The organism is Streptomyces sp. DSM 15324, assembly GCF_001514285.1.
Lineage (GTDB): Bacteria > Actinomycetota > Actinomycetes > Streptomycetales > Streptomycetaceae > Streptomyces.
On record NZ_KQ949040.1, the window covers coordinates 1 to 16,904 of the forward strand.

At 66.3% G+C, this 16,904-nt stretch carries 12 protein-coding genes, 1 tRNA gene and 6 pseudogenes; 5 read left to right on the forward strand and 14 right to left on the reverse strand.

Annotated features, from left to right (window positions below):
- Together AQJ58_RS37700 and AQJ58_RS37705 are read right to left on the reverse strand one after the other, a co-directional pair.
- Positions 1 to 1,148, reverse strand: a pseudogene (locus AQJ58_RS37700) (FtsK/SpoIIIE domain-containing protein); the annotation flags it as partial.
- Complete coding sequence (locus AQJ58_RS37705; protein WP_067258828.1) at positions 1,148 to 1,498, reverse strand: SCO3933 family regulatory protein; 351 nt, start codon at positions 1,496 to 1,498, stop codon at positions 1,148 to 1,150. The gene AQJ58_RS37705 and the pseudogene AQJ58_RS37700, both read right to left, overlap by 1 nt.
- A 167-nt stretch (positions 1,499 to 1,665) precedes the next feature.
- On the opposite strand from AQJ58_RS37705, the gene AQJ58_RS37710 reads away from it, so the two are divergent.
- Positions 1,666 to 2,445 (forward strand): GntR family transcriptional regulator, encoded by a 780-nt coding sequence (locus AQJ58_RS37710; protein ID WP_067258830.1) that lies wholly within the window; start codon positions 1,666 to 1,668, stop codon positions 2,443 to 2,445.
- Between the two features lie 410 nt (positions 2,446 to 2,855).
- Here the strand turns inward: AQJ58_RS37710 and AQJ58_RS37715 are convergent, their stop codons facing one another.
- Together AQJ58_RS37715 and AQJ58_RS37720 are read right to left on the reverse strand one after the other, a co-directional pair.
- Positions 2,856 to 3,074: a hypothetical protein gene (locus AQJ58_RS37715; RefSeq protein WP_324613858.1), complete on the reverse strand. Its 219-nt coding sequence runs from the start codon at positions 3,072 to 3,074 to the stop codon at positions 2,856 to 2,858.
- 396 nt (positions 3,075 to 3,470) lie between these two features.
- Positions 3,471 to 4,031: an ATP-binding protein gene (locus tag AQJ58_RS37720; RefSeq protein WP_067258834.1), complete on the reverse strand. Its 561-nt coding sequence runs from the start codon at positions 4,029 to 4,031 to the stop codon at positions 3,471 to 3,473.
- 211 nt (positions 4,032 to 4,242) lie between these two features.
- Here AQJ58_RS37720 and AQJ58_RS37725 point away from each other — a divergent pair, with 211 nt between their 5' ends.
- Positions 4,243 to 5,616, forward strand: coding sequence for an NsdA family TPR-like regulatory protein (locus tag AQJ58_RS37725; RefSeq protein ID WP_067258836.1), 1,374 nt, complete (start codon positions 4,243 to 4,245; stop codon positions 5,614 to 5,616).
- 135 nt (positions 5,617 to 5,751) lie between these two features.
- Positions 5,752 to 6,336, forward strand: a complete 585-nt coding sequence (locus tag AQJ58_RS43625) for a hypothetical protein (RefSeq protein WP_159056386.1) — start codon at positions 5,752 to 5,754, stop codon at positions 6,334 to 6,336.
- 12 nt (positions 6,337 to 6,348) lie between these two features.
- On the opposite strand, the gene AQJ58_RS37730 is transcribed toward AQJ58_RS43625, so the two are convergent.
- From AQJ58_RS37730 to AQJ58_RS45155, 4 genes and pseudogenes are all read right to left on the reverse strand, one after another.
- Positions 6,349 to 7,263, reverse strand: a complete 915-nt coding sequence (locus AQJ58_RS37730) for a phosphotransferase enzyme family protein (RefSeq protein WP_067258838.1) — start codon at positions 7,261 to 7,263, stop codon at positions 6,349 to 6,351.
- 265 nt (positions 7,264 to 7,528) lie between these two features.
- A pseudogene (locus AQJ58_RS37735) lies at positions 7,529 to 7,729 on the reverse strand (phosphoribosyltransferase); the annotation flags it as partial.
- 23 nt (positions 7,730 to 7,752) lie between these two features.
- Positions 7,753 to 8,328 carry a dCTP deaminase gene (dcd, locus tag AQJ58_RS37740; RefSeq protein WP_067258840.1) on the reverse strand — a complete coding sequence of 192 codons (576 nt, stop codon included), beginning with the start codon at positions 8,326 to 8,328 and terminating at the stop codon, positions 7,753 to 7,755.
- 72 nt (positions 8,329 to 8,400) lie between these two features.
- Positions 8,401 to 8,580, reverse strand: a complete 180-nt coding sequence (locus tag AQJ58_RS45155; protein WP_079079471.1) for a hypothetical protein — start codon at positions 8,578 to 8,580, stop codon at positions 8,401 to 8,403.
- Between the two features lie 274 nt (positions 8,581 to 8,854).
- Here AQJ58_RS45155 and AQJ58_RS37745 point away from each other — a divergent pair.
- Positions 8,855 to 8,928 (forward strand) — tRNA-Gly (locus tag AQJ58_RS37745).
- Positions 8,929 to 9,017: 89 nt separating this feature from the next.
- Here the strand turns inward: AQJ58_RS37745 and AQJ58_RS42055 are convergent.
- The 4 genes and pseudogenes from AQJ58_RS42055 to AQJ58_RS37760 form a co-directional block, all read right to left on the reverse strand.
- A pseudogene (locus AQJ58_RS42055) lies at positions 9,018 to 9,537 on the reverse strand (site-specific integrase); the annotation flags it as partial.
- Positions 9,512 to 9,988 (reverse strand): annotated as a pseudogene (locus AQJ58_RS42060) (DUF2637 domain-containing protein); the annotation flags it as partial. The pseudogenes AQJ58_RS42055 and AQJ58_RS42060, both read right to left, overlap by 26 nt.
- Before the next feature lie 55 nt (positions 9,989 to 10,043).
- Positions 10,044 to 11,417, reverse strand: coding sequence for an FtsK/SpoIIIE domain-containing protein (locus AQJ58_RS37755; RefSeq protein ID WP_067258844.1), 1,374 nt, complete (start codon positions 11,415 to 11,417; stop codon positions 10,044 to 10,046).
- A gap of 5 nt (positions 11,418 to 11,422) precedes the next feature.
- A pseudogene (locus AQJ58_RS37760) lies at positions 11,423 to 11,623 on the reverse strand (hypothetical protein); the annotation flags it as partial.
- 441 nt (positions 11,624 to 12,064) lie between these two features.
- On the opposite strand from AQJ58_RS37760, the pseudogene AQJ58_RS37765 reads away from it, so the two are divergent.
- Positions 12,065 to 13,343: pseudogene (locus AQJ58_RS37765) on the forward strand (IS110 family transposase).
- Between the two features lie 141 nt (positions 13,344 to 13,484).
- Here AQJ58_RS37765 and AQJ58_RS42065 read toward each other — a convergent pair.
- Complete coding sequence (locus AQJ58_RS42065; protein ID WP_079079472.1) at positions 13,485 to 14,819, reverse strand: serine/threonine-protein kinase; 1,335 nt, start codon at positions 14,817 to 14,819, stop codon at positions 13,485 to 13,487.
- A gap of 1,081 nt (positions 14,820 to 15,900) precedes the next feature.
- On the reverse strand, positions 15,901 to 16,476 hold the full coding sequence (locus AQJ58_RS37770; protein WP_067258846.1) for a hypothetical protein: 576 nt from the start codon (positions 16,474 to 16,476) through the stop codon (positions 15,901 to 15,903).
- Positions 16,477 to 16,904: the final 428 nt, after the last annotated feature.

Genomic DNA, 16,904 nt, shown 5'->3' on the forward strand with positions numbered 1-16,904 from the left:
ACGGCCACCCCGCGCTCTTCCGGTGTGATCGCTTGGGCGACGGCCACGGCGTCCTTGTTGAGGTCGCCGAGGGTCATTTCTGCCGTGCCGGGGTCGTTGACCCGGTGGCAGATGCGGCCCCCGAGCTAAGCACGCAGCGCCGTCACGCCAGGGCCGAGGTCGGACCCGACGCGTTGGCCGGCCACGACCAGGTGGATGCCGAGGGCGGCGCCGAGCTGGGCCAGCCGCAGCAGGAGCGTGGAGCACTGGTCGGCTTCCGCCTTGCTCTCTCGGGTGCCGTCGGACAGGTACAGCTCCGCGATCTCGTCGACCAGGACCACGACCGGCACGGGCCGGAGCTTGTCCGGGAGCTCCCAGATGGAACGGACCCCGGCCGACCGGCACGCACTCATCCGATCCTGCATGTCGACCACCAGCGCGGAGAGCACCGCCACCGCCTCACGCCTGCACGTGGCCAGCGCGGTCAGCCGTGCGGTGAACAGGCCAAGCTCCATGCCGCCCTTGCAGTCGATGCCGACCAGGGCAACGCGCTGTGTGGCGAGTTGGGTGATAAGCCGGGCCAACAGGGTCGACTTGCCCGAGCGGGTGGCCCCGACGATCAGCCAGTGCGGCACCAGACGCAGGTTCATCACCCACGCCCCTCCCGTCTCCAACGCACCGATCAGCGCGGAGAGCAGTTCGGCCGGAGCCGTGGCTAAGCCCGGCCGCTCCAGCGGATCACTTGCCATGGCGGTCAGCAGCACGAGGCCGCGTTCCGGCGAGGTGACCCGCACCGCGTGGACCTTCCACGCGTGCACGAACGCGTCCGCCGCCTTCAGATAGGTCGCCGGGGTCTGACCCGCGTGCAGCCGCACCAGCACCGACAATCCCATCGGGGTGACGTGCGGAAAGGAACAGCGCGGGGCCACCGGCCGCACCGGGTCCCCCTTCACCAGCAGGTGACCGACGAGCGTGCGCGCCGGAAGCCGCGACACCGCCAGGTCGTTGAGGACCGCGACCCGCCGCCAGGTCGACACCACGCGCCACGCGGTGACCGGGTAGCCGACGAGGTACCAGTGCCAGAGCGGGCGGTGCCGGCGCACCAGGTCACCGGCCACGAGCATCCAGGCGAGCACAGCCAGGGCGAGGGCGATGACGTACGGCTCCATCACGCCTCACCACCCTTGCGCGCCGCCGCCGGTGCACCGTGCACGGGCGTGATCGCGTCGGCCCGGAAGCTGACGCCGTGGCGGTCGCCCATCGACCACATGAACGCCACCAGCCCGGTGACCTTGACGATCTGTCCTTCCTCGATCCCGGTCGGCTGACCGCTGACGGCGATCTCGATGACGGAGATCCGCCGCCGGTCCTGCCGCACGGTCACGGCCACGGTGTAGACGGGGTTGCCGTCCCGGTCCTTCTTCACCTCCTGTGTCTCGGAGTTGCTGATCTTCACTTCAGGCGCGATGGCGCACCGCAGTACGCCCAGCCGCGCCGTGTCCACGGGAATGGACTGCATTTCTTCGGCCTCCCTGGCCAGTCACGACGCCAGACTCCTTCTGACGTCACTTGTCCTTACGAGTGAAGAGTGTGGAGTGCTGTACGGCGAGTGCGCAACTACTTATGCTGACGAGTGACGCCGCACGTGCGACGTGCCTATGACCCCGACCCGTCGGAGATGCCCAGATGTCGGAGATCCAGCGCCCCGGAGCCCTCTACCAGCAGGTGGCCGCCGCCATCCGCGAAGCGATCCTGTCGGGCGAGTTCGCACCCGACTCCCTGTTGCCGTCCGAGGCCCAGCTCATGGCCCGCTACGCCGTGTCCCGCCCGACCGTCCGCAACGCCATCGCGGCCCTGCGCGCGGAAGGCCTGATCGATGTCCGGCACGGCAAGGGGAGCTTTGTGCGCTCCGACGGACAGCCGTCGTTGACGATCGAGCGCAGGATCAGCCGCACCGCCGACGGGAGGTTCGTCATGCCCAACGGTGACGTGTGGCAGGAGACCGAGGAGCCGAGCACGTACCGCACGCATACCAGCGAGGCGACCGGCCGACTCCTTGAACTTGGCAAGGAGGAAGCCCTGTTCGGCTGTGACCGGCTGCTGTTCGACCCGAGCACGGGCACGCGCGCGATGCACCGAACCCTGATCCCGTTCGTCGTGGCCGATGAAGTCCAGCTGCTTACCGAGGAGCCGTGCAAGCGCCCGGCCGCGTTCTACCGGCTGCTCACCGAGGACGGCCACAAGCTCACGTGGTCGGAGTCCGTACGCGCCCGCATGCCCCTGCCCGACGAGCGCACCACGCTCCAGCTCCCCGACGCGACCCCGATCCTGCACCTGTCCCGCGTCACCCACGACACCGACGACCGGCCCCTGATCCTCGAAGAACTCCGCATCGGAGCAGACCGCGCCGAACTCACCTACCGGATCACCGCCGACAAGCAGCCCGCGCGACGCACCCGAGCCTGACCGGCAAGCCGGATCGGTCGAAACAGCCTTCACTTCCTCAAGGGCGCGCCTGCGGCGCGCCGGGTCGCCCGACCGCCCCGGCCGGGCGTGCGGCGTGACCGCCGGTCCCGGCCGAGCGCCGGACGCCCCACACCGCAGCAGGCCCGAGGAGTCGAGGCGACGAACGGTCACCGAGGGCCGGAGCGCACGGGGCCGGGGGTCGCCGGCCGGAGAGATTTTAGGCAGCTCCCATGGGGCGAGCCTCGAAGAACAGGGGGCCCATCGGGCACAACCGCGGGCAGGTGCACCACCTGCCCGATTCGCCTGAGCAGCGTAAGGCCCCCTGTTCACTCGCCCCATGGCAGCTACCGCCCAAAATCTCTCCGACCGACGACGTGCCCACGTGCACCGCCCACCGGCGGACACACCCCTCACAGCGTCCCGCCGTCATCGTCGACGAGCCCCGCCAGGAGCCCCGCGAGCCGCACGGCCGCACCGGGGGCGCCCACCAGACGGACCACACCGCGCCCCACGTCGTCCGTCGAAGCCACCGCGCGTAGCTGCGACGGATCGAACTCCGCCGCGAGAAGCGCAAGGTTCACCTGATCAGCAGCCGCCCGCGCCACACGCCAGCCCGCCATGTAGTCCACGCCACGCACCCAAAGGCCGTGATCCGCCCCTGTCACGTCGGGCCCGTCGTCCGGCCCGTGATCACCAGTACCGATTGCCTTACTCACTTCAGACCCCGATCTAGGTAACGGATCGTCAACTTCCTTTGACCGGGGCAGAAATGCAGCACGACGGCCCCGGTACCATCAGGCACCGGGAACCGCCGTGTTCCCAGCCGGGCCACCCTTCGCTTTCCAGGGCATACGGGGTGGCCCGGTCTCGGTATTGGGTTGTGAAGCGCGGCCCCTCACTCAGGGGGATTGGGAGAGCCCCGGCGAGGGGCCACACCTCTTGGCCGGAGTGGTCACCTCCAGCCGGGGACCGAGCCGTCGTCCGCTCCCGATCGCGTGGGAGTGGCGGGGGTGACGGCCCGGAGATCAGCAGGGTTTTCGCTCGATGGCGCCGCCGTCACGGTCGAAGCGGCACCAGATGGTCTTGCCGCCCTGATCGCCAGGACGCCACCAGACCGACGAGGCCAGCCGCTGAACGATGAACAGTCCACGGCCGTTGTCCGGCAGAACTGCTTCCGACAGCTCACCCGCCAGACCGGGCGAGAAAGCGTCTCCCAGCGGCAGGAGCGGGGGCGAGGAGTCCTCATCCGCGACGCCGATGAACACCCACTTGGGCCAGACCTTGAACGTCAGGTCGATACGCCGGGCACCACCAGGACGAGCGAGACCGCGTTCCGGCACCACGTGGTTGACCACGTTGCCGACCAGTTCGGACACGACCAGCCGGGCGTCATCCACGAACTCACCCGCGCCCGCATCCGTCAGGAACACAGCCGTCATGTCACGGGCGACCCGCGCCGTGTTCGGTGACTCGGCGAACAGCGAGGCCGTCAGGAAGTGCCCGCCGTCCGACGGATCCGGCGCGGCGAACCAGTGGTCGAACGCGTCGACCTCACGCGCAAGGCGTTCAGCTCTTCTTGCCTCCATCACGTCCCTCTCCGGGCCCCGTACGGCCCCTCATGGCACCGCTTGCATCACGCAAGCCAGTAGACGGGCAGACGGGCGTGACCGGGAGCGTTCACCAGGGGGTTCACATGAACACCGGCAAAGGCGAAGGGGGTTCACCAATGAACCCCCTTGGGCGAAACTCCCGTGACAGGATGAACACTCGCCGTCATTCTCGGGTTGGCAGGGGAGCATGAGCCGGGAGCAGAACGCGCAACTGATCGCAGTCATGGCCGAAGCTCAGGTCTCGAACAAGGGACTGGCCAAGCGCATGCAGGACGCCGCCGCACAGCGCGGCACCAGTCTCGGGACCACACATATCGCAGTGCAGCGATGGCGCGACGGCTCAGGTATCAAGCCCGAGACGGCAGCGATCATGGCAGACGTTCTCTCGGCCAAGCTAGGACGACGAGTCTCCCCCGGCGATCTCGGCTTTTTCGGCCACACCAGGGCAAGCGCTCCGGAGCCGACCGGCTACCCCAGCACGCTCCCGGAAGCCCTTGATGTTCTTGACGGACTCGCCCAGGAGCGCGCCGACGCGCCTACGACAGGCCGGCTGATCGTCGCTGACGCAGACCTCAGCTCGGCAGTCCTGTCATGGATGATCGCCCGTCCCGACGGCATCGAGGCCGACCGGCCGGCGCAACAGCGCGTCGGCATGCGCGACGTGCGCGCGATCAGGGACGCCGCCGCCACCTTCATGCAACTCGACTTCAAGTACGGCGGAGGCCACGGCCATCGGGCGTTACGCCACTACTTCCGCTACGAGGTCCTGCCCCTGCTGAGCGTGAGCTACAGCGCGAAGGTGGGAACGGCCCTGTTCGGCGCCGCAGCCGAGGTCTCCCAGTTACTCGCGTGGACCGCGTACGACACCGGCAACCACCGACTTGCCCACCGCTACCTCACGTCCACGCTGCGCCTGTCCCAGGTCATCGACGACCGCATGTTCGGGGCCCGCATTCTCGGCAACCTCAGCCACCAGGCGAACTACCTGGGCAACCACGCCCAGGCCATCCAGCTTGCCCGCGCAGCCGTCGAGGGCGCCAAAGGACGCGCCACCCCACGCGCCATGGCGAACTACTCGGCCATGGAGGCACGCGCCCTGTCCAACGCAGGCGATCGCATCGCAGCCACCCGAGCGATGAACGAGGCCGCACGACACTTCGAGCGCGCCGACACCGCCGAGGACCCGGCATGGCTCAGCTACTTCGACGAAGCCGAACTCATGGGCGAACTCTGCCACTGCTTCCGCGACCTCAAGATGCGACGCGAAGCCGTCGAACAGGCCCAGCGAGCCGTGGACAGCACCGATCCGAAGTACGCCCGCACCCTCGGTTTCTGCCGCATGGTGCTAGCACAGAGCCAGCTACTCAACGGCGAGTTGGAAGCCGCCCTCACCACCGCGAGCCTGGCGATCGAGGCTGGCGATTCCCTCCAGTCCACCCGCTTCCAGCGCTATGTCACCGATTTCCAGCGTGAGGCCGCCGCACACTCCGGGAGCCCCACCATGGTCGCCTTCAACGAGAGGGTACGCGACGCGTTCGCACGTTTGGACGAGGACGAGTAATGAACCGCAAGAAAACACCCAGAGCGGCGAAGCGAAATAGGCAATCTCAAGCAATATAACGACACCATCAGAAGGGTTCGACCAATCAATGCCACCGCATAGACAAGACACCGTGCGGATTTTTAGCATTAAATCATGAACTTATTTTCATTCCTTGCCGGCATCGTCACATCCGCTACCGCTTTCGCGGGTGTCGCATATGCGTCCTGGCGGCAAAGCATCACCACCGAGACCGCCGCCCGCGAAGCGGCAGATTCCCAACGAGCCGCTCGAATCATCGATTACCTACAGAATCGCCATGGCCCACGGAGGGAGGCTTACTCCGCCCTATCTCAGCGGTTCCGCAAGTTTCAGCGAGCCATGGAGAGCTGCCACGAACAAGCTCAGGAGGGAAACGCCCAAGGATTAAGTACCCATTTGCCATCATACCCGCAACAAACCGACGAGTTCGAACTCGCCGTTATCAACGTACAGCTAGAGGGTCCCGGAAAAGTTTCCCGCGCAGCACTGAACCTTTCCTCGGCCTGCATTCAATGGTACGACGAAATGCGGGAATGGGAAAAGGCGCTGCGCGGCGACCCTGATGCAAATTCCGAACCGAATTACCCCTTCCTGGTCGAGGTAGCAGGGATGGAAGCAGTAAGAAAATACTCCGAGTTCATGGACGCCGCGTCTGGAGGATTGAATGAGGATGACTCTGATCCTGACGGAGCGCTGTAACCCCCCACCGCATCACCAAGGACACCAATTGCGCGGAGCGTCATCGTCGCGCAGTCCAGCAATGCGTCGGCGGTACTCGGCCGCAGTCTCTTCGTTCTCCTGAACGTTCTGCATGAGCCACGTCGTCATACCGAACTCTTGGATACCCCGCAGCGTCTCGTACCCCTGCCAGTCGTACAGGTCGCGTCCATAGGCAGCCACAAACTCGGCGTACTGTTCATCGGTCTGCCAGCCAAGGCTGTGATGCTCCACCGCCGTGACCATCAGGTCCCATTCCGGATGGTCGTAGCAGAAGGCTTCGAAGTCGATCAGGATCACCCGCCCGTGATCGTCAACCATGAGGTTCTGCACGTGGGCATCCCCGTGAACCGGCCCCTTGGGCGTCTCGAACCGCAACTCGGCGTACCGGTCCTGAAGCTCACGCCACCGCTTCCGCAGGAAAGTCCTGTCGCCGTCCGGAATCACGGCCCGGTCGAGCCGCAGCTGTTGCTTGTCGAACGGCGCGAAGGATGGGAGTACGAGCCCATCAGGGACAGTCAGCGAGTGAAGATCCCGCAGGATCCCGCCCAGCTCCCCATACGTCGCCTTGCGGTCGCCCTCCATGATCAGATGCCAGAACGTCACGGGGTGGCCATCGATCAAAAGCGGCTGCTCCAGGTCCTCGATGATGCGAGCAGCCGGGAACCCCTCCGTGGCCAGCCAGCGCGCCACGGCGACCTCTGTGCGGGCCGTACGCAGCCACTCTTCCCCTCGCGCCACCCGCACGATGACTGGAGCGGAGGAAAGCCGGAACAGCGCGTTTTCCCCGAGTCGGAGCAGCTCTGCGCCTCTGTCATCGAGCCCCGCAGCCCGGCACGCGGTAACCATCACCCGCGTAGCCCTCGCCGACGTGAACCCCTCTTGCGTCCGAGCAGCGTCAGCCGCCATGCCCGTACCAGCTCCCCTAGTCGTGCGCGATCAACCGGCGCACGCTCAGGGGTGACCAACCCCTACGTACACCGGACACAAGCACGACCGTACCCAGAGCCCTCAAGTCACGACGAGGGGGCATCTGGGGGTCAGCACCTACTCAGCACATGGACCATGATCAGCAGCAATCAACACCAACGGACGACAAGATCAAACCGACGTGAAGTGCCGTTTGATCTGCATGTTTGCCAAGGTCAGAGGCTATGCGCTAAGCAACAAGCCCAAAGTACTCGACGTTCACCAGGTGGAGGTTCTTGCAGTCGAGGGCGTAGGCGAGCCCTCCGGCGACGAAGACACCGCCGCGGGCGATGCTGAGGACGACGTCGGGCACGTACCCGTCGTCGGCGACGGCCTGCGCGAGCTCACGGACGGCGATGCCGAACTGCTCGTAGCTGAGATTCTCCCGTGCCAGGGGATCGCTCACCTCTCGCCCACCTTTTCTTCCGCTCAGACCTGGGTGCGGTGGAAGTTCAGGAAGGAACGCGAGGCGGTGGGCCCGCGCTGCCCCTGGTACCGGGAGCCGTACCGCTCGCTGCCGTACGGGTGGTCCGCCGGCGAGCTGAGCCGGAACATGCAGAGCTGGCCGATCTTCATACCGGGCCAGAGCTTGATGGGGAGCGTGGCGAGGTTGGACAGCTCGAGGGTGACATGCCCGGAGAAGCCGGGGTCGATGAAACCGGCGGTGGAGTGCGTGACCAGCCCGAGCCGTCCGAGGGAGCTCTTGCCCTCCAGCCGGGACGCGAGGTCGTCGGGCAGGGTGATGACCTCGTACGTCGACGCGAGCACGAACTCACCGGGGTGGAGGATGAACGGTTCGTCCCCCTCCGGCTCGACCAGCCGGGTCAGATCCGCCTGCTCGACGGATGGATCGATATGGGGGTACCGGTGATTCTCGAACACCCGGAAGAGGCGGTCCAGCCGCACGTCGATGCTCGACGGCTGCACCATGGATTCGTCATACGGATCGATCCGCACCCGCCCGGCGTCGATCTCGGCCCGGATGTCCTTGTCTGAGAGAAGCACGTCCTGAGGATACGCAAGACGCGCGGAGCCCCAGTCACCAGGACGACTCCGCGCGTCCGCCCGCCGGCGCGGCTACCGCTGTACGGCCCCTACCGCCTCTCGATCAAGCGTCACGGGCACGGCACTGCGGAGCCGCGCACACCGGGGACACCGGACGAGCCGCCCGGGGCCGAGCCGCTCGGCCTGCTGCATCGGGAACGAAGCGGTGCTGAACACGTGCCCATCGGCACAACGGACGACGGTGCGCTCCATCAAGTCCTGAAGTCCCTTCCCCAAAGAACCGCGTCCGACTGCTGCTCGCCGGACGACGAAAGCCACATTACGGGACGAACGGGACGAGCCTCCAGGCGGCACTCCGACCCCGCCCGCCCCCTCTTCGGCACCCCCACCGTACGCCCCAACTCCCGCCCCTCGCAGCCGAGTCCCACCCCCGAAAACACACACGGACCCCTCGGCTTCAGCGCCGGGGGCCCGGGATGTTGTACAGTGACGAGGCAATCGGACACCGGCTCGGCCGGCGTCTTACGCGGGTGTAGTTTAATGGTAGAACATCAGCTTCCCAAGCTGAGAGCGCGAGTTCGATTCTCGTCACCCGCTCCACGACAAACCCCCAGGTCATTGACCCGGGGGTTGTTTGTTGTCTAGACCAGCTGTCGGTGCGCGCACCACATCCGCACCATAGGGCGCGATTACGTGCCCGTGGGCTCCTCGTTGTGGTGCGTGGTGTTGCCCTTCTGGTGCTTCTCCCGTTCGGCGCGGACAAGGTCATCCAGCCCGGAGGCGACCTCGCGTTGCCGCTCTTCGTCGGAGTGCTGATAGATCAGCGCGGCTCTCTCGGAGGACTGGCCGGCGCGGACCATCGTGTCCTTGAGGGTGGCGCCCGAACGGGTCGAGAGCGTGTGTCCGGACGACGGCCCGAACACCGGCGCCCGACTTGGTCTCGCCGGGAGCGCGTTTGCCGTTGGTCCGCTCCGGTTCGGCGAAGCGGACGCGGATCACCATGTTGTCGGGGTCGACGTCCCGGCGGCGGAGGCTGGCCAGCTCCTCGGGGCGCATCGGCCCGTACGCGCCGAGATAGACCATGAGGCGCCAGCGGATGCCGATCGCTTCGGCGAGGGCGTCGACCTGGGCGACGGTGGCGATACGACGTTCCGCGGCCGACTCCTTGCCCGCGCCCTTGATACGGCACGGGTTGCGGCTGATCAGTTTCCGGCGCAGCTTCTACGGCGACCAGTTCCGTCGTCGGGGTCGGCACCGCTTCCGGCTCTTCCGTAGAGCCGTGGGAGAGGAGCGTGCCGCCGAGGAAGGCGACCGCGGGCCATCCGGCGACGAGGATGCGCAGCCAGGCCGGTACGGCGTCCAGGTCGAGCAGGCCGGCCGTGGCGATGTTGGCGCCGAGCGACGCAATCAGCGCAACGAGAAACCAGCACCACCCCGCCGCTTTCGACCCGCCGGAGCGCAGCCGCCGCCAGGCCGCCACCAACAGCAGGTCGACGGAGACCGGGTAGGCCCACGCCTTCCAGCCGTCCTGTCCGGCAGCGGCGGCCAGGTCGTGAAGGTGGGCGAAGGAGAGCGCGGCTGCGATCAGGGCGTGGACGAGTACGGCGTCGAGGCGGACGGGCAAGGCACTCACGGCGCAACTCCTTCCTGTTCCGGGCATGGCGGGGTAGGGACTTGGCGCGGGACGGTCGCGCCGACCGTTGGTTCGGATGCGGTTACTCGGTGACCGGGCGGGGCGCCGTCGCCGGCCCGGATGTCTCGACGGGCACGGGCAGGACGTACGGCTGGAAGGGCGCGAGCGCGGGAACGTCCGGCGAGAGACGCGCTGATTCCCGGCAGGTGGCCGCAGCATCGGCGAGGGACAGGTACGGGGTGCGGATGCGGGACCAGCCGCCGGAGGTGTCACCGACGACGGCCAGCCCAGGCAGCTCGGAAGCGATGGCGCAGGCTGCCATGACCGCTTCCGGGGCGATGTCGCCGAGGGCCATCTTGGCGGAGGCTTCGTCGTTGACCCGGTGGCAGACGCGGCCGGTCAGCTGGGCCCGGAGCATGGTGGCGCCCTTGCCGAGTTCGGCGCCGAAGCGCTGCCCGCACACCTCCAGGTAGATTCCGGCCGCGCGGCCAAGCTGGGCAAGGCGGATGAGGTGCGTGACCATCTCGTCCCGCCGTTCCTCGTCCTTGCGGGTGGCGACGAGGAAGAGTTCCGCCACCTCGTCGACGAACAGCACGATGGGGGCAGAGCGTTCGTCCTTCGGGAGGCCCCACACATCCGAGGTGATCTCCTCGTCCGTGGTGCCGGATGCGATGCCCTGCCGAGCTTTGATCAGGTCGTAGCGATCCTCCATTTCCTTGACCAGGACAGGCAGCAGCTCGGCCGCTTCATCCGGATCGGTCGCCGGCGCGGAGAGCCGAGAGGCGAAGGGCGCCAGTTCGACGCCCCGCTTGCAGCCGATTCCGACAAGGGCGACAGGCTGAGTCGCCAGGCCGGATACGAGATGCCGCAGGTACATGGACTTGCCGGACAGCGTGGCACCGAGGACGAGTCCATGGGGTACGGCCCGGTAGTCACGGACGAACGCGGTCGCGTCCTCCCGCAGAGCCACCGGCACCCGCAGAAGCCCGCTGTCGACACGACGCGGCATGCGCACCTTGCGTAAGACGTCGTAGCCGACGAGCCGGAGTTCGACGACACCGGGCTTCACGTCCCTCACGTACACAGCGTGAACGCCCCAGGCGTGCCGAAGCCGTTCAGCCGAGGCGGCGACGTCCGCCAGTTCCTGCCCGGGAGCGTGCCGCAGCCGTACCCGGAAACCGGTCGAGTTGGGCCGGATCACTCCGCGACGCGGGGGAACCGGCCGAACCTCCCGCCGAGTAGTGGCCCGGACGGCCAGGGCCCGCCACCGGGACGGCTCGACGGTGAGCCCGCACGCGTCCATGGTCGAGGAGTACGAGGCCAGCAGCCGGGCCACCGAGAGCGGCAGCCCAACCGTGGACCAGTACGCCGCCGGGTGGGCGTGCCGGGCGTAGGCCGCGCCGCCTATCACGGCGAGCGGTCCGCCCAGCTCGGCCAACGTCACCAGGTCGGTCACGTCGATCAGCCCGCCTGAGCCATCTGGAAGACACCGGGCATGACGGCCGTCGCCCGGTAGGCGATGCCGTGCCGCTCGCGCCCGTTGAACACGCTCTGCCAGGGCCGGGCGACGAGCCCCGGGAGCGAGACCGGGGCACCGACGGTCAGGCCGTCCGTCACTCCGCTCTCGGGGATGGTGACCTGGATCAGCGACGACTCACCCTCGCTCCTAATGGCGTCGTAAGACGTTGGTCTTGATCCTGCTGGCGAACGTCTTGAGCGAGCCGGCCTGCGGTGATCCGTAGCCGCTCCTGAGGCCTGACCTCCCGAGACAGAGTCGGCCCCGCATGCCGGCTCGTTCGTTTTTCATCGTGTGGAGGTGGGGGCGGCCCGCGCTCCTGCCTTCGTCCCGCGCGGACCGCCCCCGCCACCTCCACCGAAGGACACAACAGCGGCATCGTTGGCTCGTGGTCCAAGCCGCCGCCAGGGAACACCTCTCAAAGCTCGGCGAACTCCCAGTTCCGCAGCTGACCGAGACCCCTGACGACCGCTGGGATTGCGAACGATAGATCGGATGACGGGCCGTTGAGCCCTGCCATTAGGAAGACGCGCAACCCCTGCCCGGCGAGGACCAGCACACACCACCCCGACCAGAGGACGCCCCCTATGACCAGCGTGTTCTGCGGTATCGACTGGGCCACCGACCACCACGACATCGCCCTGCTCGACGAGACCGGAACCCTCCTCGCCAAGCTCCGCATCGACGACAGCCCCCAGGGCCTGACCCAGCTCCTCGACCTCCTGGCCCGCCACGGCGACAACCCCGACACCCCGATCCCCGTCGCCATCGAGACCTCCCACGGACTCCTGGTCGCCTGTCTGCGCGCCACCGGCCGACCGATCTACGTCATCAACCCGCTCACCGCCGCCCGCTACCGCGACCGCTACGCACTCAGCCGCAAGAAGTCCGACCACCTCGACGCCAAAGTCCTGGCCCACATCCTGCGCACCGACCCCGCCGAACACCGCCCCCTGCCCGCCGACAGCCACCTCGCCCAGGCCATCACCGTTCTGGCCCGAGCCCAGCAGGACGCCGTCTGGGACCGCGTCCAGACCGGCAACCGGCTCCGCTCCCACCTGCGCGAGTATTTCCCCGCCTTCCTCACCGTCTTCCGTCACTTCCGCGAGGGTCTCGCCTCGCCCGTCTGCCGCGCCCTGCTGGCCGCAGCTCCCACACCCACGCAGGCCGCCCAGCTCGCCCGCCCGCAACTGCGGGCCATCCTCAAGAAGGCCGGCCGCCAGCGCGAGATCACCGGCGAGGTCGAACGCCTCCACGGCTTACTCCGCGAACCCCAGATGCACCAACCGCCCCTGGTCGAGCAGGCGATGGGGACCAAGACCCTCGCACTGCTGCGGCAGATCAACGCTGAATGCGCCAGTGCCGACGAGCTGGAAGCCGCGGTCGTCGACGCCTTCACCGCCCACGAGGACGCCGAGATCATCACCAGCTTCCCCGGCCTGGGCCACCTCACCGGCGCCCGCGCCCTGTCCGAACTCGGCAACGACCACACCCGCTTCGCCACCGCCCGCGCCCTCAATGCCTACGCCGGATCCGCCCCCATCACCAGATCCTCCGGACGCAAGACCACCGTCCTGGCCAGGCACATCAAGAACCAGCGCCTCGGGCTCCTCTCATGAGACCCATCTGACCTGCTGTCACCTTTCCCCGCATCTCGGGGGAACCTCAGCCGGCTACAAGTGGGCCTTCGCCGCCCTCACATCGTCCCCCGGAGCACGAGCCCACTACGACCGCCGCCGAGCGGCCGAAGAACGCCACGTCGCAGCTCAACGCAACCTCTTCAACCGCCTACTCGGCTGCCTGCACCACTGCCTCACCCACCACATCCCCTACAGCGAACAGACCGCGTTCCCCGACACCGCTTGACTGATCAACCGCATCGGATGTCTGTCTCCGCCCCGCTCCAGCCCGGCCGGCGGCCGGGCCGCGCTCCAGGCGATTTGCCGCCTGATTGATGTCAGAGAAGGCCTACTTGAAGATCATGGCCCCAACGTTGCACTTACGGATTTAATTAGAATCCGCGAGCGTATCCTGCAAAATCTGATCTCGCCGGAGCAGTACGCCTTGAAGGTCTTCAATTTCCCGGGCAGTCGGATTCATGTTCAGGCCAACATGATTACTGGGATCGATATGGAAGGCCTTGGGATTGACTCCAGAACGATTTGGATGCACAACGGCCACCAGCGACGACTGGCTAAAATTGGGGACGTTCGCACGCGCGGGGCTGACTAGTTTCACCTGCATCAAATCCTCCCATGGATACTCCACGCGCTTCCTTCCATATCGCAACTCCACCCCCCACCCATCGACTTTGGCGCGCACAATAATCCGGAGCATTGCGTGCACTCGCACCATAAGGAAAAGCAGAGGGGGAGGGGCAAATGTTACAACCGTCATGGAAAAAAGAATATTCTGCCGCACCACTGTTGTAGCGCCGAGAAGCGCAACCGTTCCGTATGCCAAGATGAAGATGAGGATCTGGTGGGCTTTTTTCATGGGTGGCTGGACTTTCCGCTCCCATGACCAAGTGCCAGGATCGGCGCACATCTTGAGCAGCTCATCCGCACTTGGTCGCAAACCCGGCCGCTCGTTAAGGCAGGCTTTCACTAGAGGCCGCAAGGTGTCAGGGATCCCGCTGAGTTCGACCTGAGATGCGACAGTTTCCTCCCTGGAGAGATTCTTACCTGTCGCTGCAAACGTAAGCAGCAAACCGAGCGAGTAGATGTCACTCGCCGACGACACTTTTTTCCCCATTAATTGCTCAGGGGACATGTAATCCCTGGTGCCGGGATTAAAGCCTTCTTCTGTGATTACCGTGAATCCGGGCGCTAACGGCTTAGCGATCCCGAAGTCAAGAACCAGAGGGCCATTGGCTGTGAGAAGGATATTTTGTGGCTTAATATCCCGATGAACGAAATTTGCCTTGTGGATCATTTTCAATGTTTTGGCCAATTTCCTGACCATGGTCCGAAGTTCCCTTTCTTTCAGAACTCCGAACTGTTTGACGTGACTGAATAAATCGCACCCTTCCACGAATACGGTCGCAAACCATGGAGATTCCGCGTGTGGTTCTGCATCGACCACGACAGGTGTACCGGAGCCGCTAAATTCACGTGCAGCCTGAACCTCTCTACGGAAACGTGAACGGAATTGCTCTTCGTTCTCGCCCTGGAGGTGTTTTGTGCTGATCCGTTTGACTGCCACCAGATCCCCGTCGCGGGAGCGGGCTTGATAAACCTCGCCCATTCCGCCCGCCCCAAGTCGCTTGATCACCTGGTAGGGCCCGATGTAAGAGAGGTTTTCCTCGCCTCCTCGGCTCTCCGCCGTAAACTCCGCCCCCACGAGCCCTCCGCACACCCTATGTCCAGTTCACCGACGGTCTGGAGCATTCTTACCGGTCGGCGCCAATCATGCCGGAAAAGGAACGCTGACGCTGCCGCGTTGCTCAGGACGTTGGCTTGACCTGAACGGCGACCGGGACTCACCGAACGCGCCTCAGCCCCATGTCGTTTGAGGGCGGGGATGTCAGCCGCGCCGAGTGAGGCGGAGACGTGAGCGTGGTGCGGACAGCGGCCTGCGCCTGCCAGTAGGAGTGAAGTGACGGCTGGAGCCTTGTCTCCGGGGCGCTCGATTATGTGGATGAGGTCTGCGATTAGACAGATGATCACCTTCTGGTAAGCAGCTTCGGCCTCGACTGGTTCGACCTGGTGACTGTCCCCGTCCAGCAGCACCCCATCCCGCAACGCCGGTAGGCGGGCTCACGGACCATGGGCTGCCTGGTCGAAGATCGCAGGGCAAGGATCTCCACTTCAAGCGTGGGGGCGCTGCAGACCCTGCACGAGACCCCAGAGGAGTTCATCCCGAGGCGGCGCCTCCACCTAGGATACTTCGGGATGAAAAGGTCATAACTCAGGTCTGGCTGCCTCGCTTCCATCGGCGCGGCTCGCTCTAGTCGACGGCGTCGGCAGCGGGGCTGAGGCTGGTGGGGGTGCGGCGAGGCACACGCGTGCGTGGTCGGTTGGCGCGCCCGCCGTCCTGGCTGACTTTCGTCGGCTCAGGTTCAAGCGAGCCCCGGAACCACCTGAAGTGAGGGCCGTGTCGCAGATCGAGTGGGTGAGTGGCGAACCCTCTCTGTCAGGTCCGTCCCTGGCGGCTGACACCACCGCCTGACACCAACAGCCCCGGACGGCAGCGATCAACGCCGAACCCCGGCGAACCCTGAGCCGAGCACCACAGCCGGTTGGCCAACGTCGCCGACCCCCTGTAACCGACCTGATAAGGATGAGGCTGGCCGTAAAACCTGCGTACGGTTCGGGCCATCCTCAACCGACGGGCCCCGATCACGCAGGCGCCCCAAGCTGATGGCGCACCCGGCTGAGGAGACCGGGCCCTCTGTATGCAGTCGATCCCGATTCTGTAGCGGTCAGCTGTCCTCGGGGCTGTCGCTAACGCCGTCGGAGTCCGCTTCGGTGGTCGTGCCGGTGACGCGGTCGTGTGCCTTCCCTGCGGCGACCATCACGAGCGCCACCAATCCGCTTAGCTCCAGGAACTTGCCGAGGATGCCGTCCGCGGTCTCGCTGGAAAATGTCACCGTCATCAAGGACGTCATGATGACGGCGCCGACGTACAGAGCAAACTGCTGGCGGCTCACCTCGACCGGGAGGTACTCGATGGCTTCCGAGGCGGTGAAGTCACGGACGGTGCCCTCCAGCTCGGCCACCAGTTCCTCGGGGACGTCGTCCTCGGGCACGGCCCGGTAAGCGTCTTCCACTGCGGCTGCAGCGGTCGTGAGCTGAGCCTGACTGAGGGTACGGAGCCCCTCCACTGTGCTCATCAGCTGGGACAGGCCGGTGGCACCGCCGGTCAGGTTGAGGGTGGCCTGCATCTGTCGCTGGGCTTCAGCGAACGACAGCAGGGCCCTGGACAGGCCGGCCAGGGCCGGGGAGTCGACGCGAAGGAGTTGCAGCGACGTCTCGGGCATCTCGGGTGTGCTCGCCATGGCGGTCACCCTGCCACAGTGCGGTGGGCCGGGATGTGGGGTCTGCAATTCGCGAGCGGTAAGACGGCAGAGTGTGCTCGCTGCCTTTGGGCAGGGCCCGGCAGGAGCACGCTCACTCGCCTCCAGCCACGACGGCCTGGACGCTCTATTCGTCGTGCTCGCTCAGCATCCGCATGACGGTCGCGGGGGAGTCAGCCCACCTGGCCCGGCTCGAACGGGCTGGCCCCCTCCACAACGGGCCGGTGCTGCGGGTCTACAGCGCGCCGGCCGACGCAGGCAGACTGATCGTAGGACAGCCGTCAGCACTCCCGCACCGGTGTTTCCCGCACCGGAAGGGCAGCGAGGGTGAGTGTGTAACTGCGTGACAACGCCGACGAACAACAACGGCCGACCGCGAACGTCAGCGGACGGTCAGCGCAGGTGAGAGG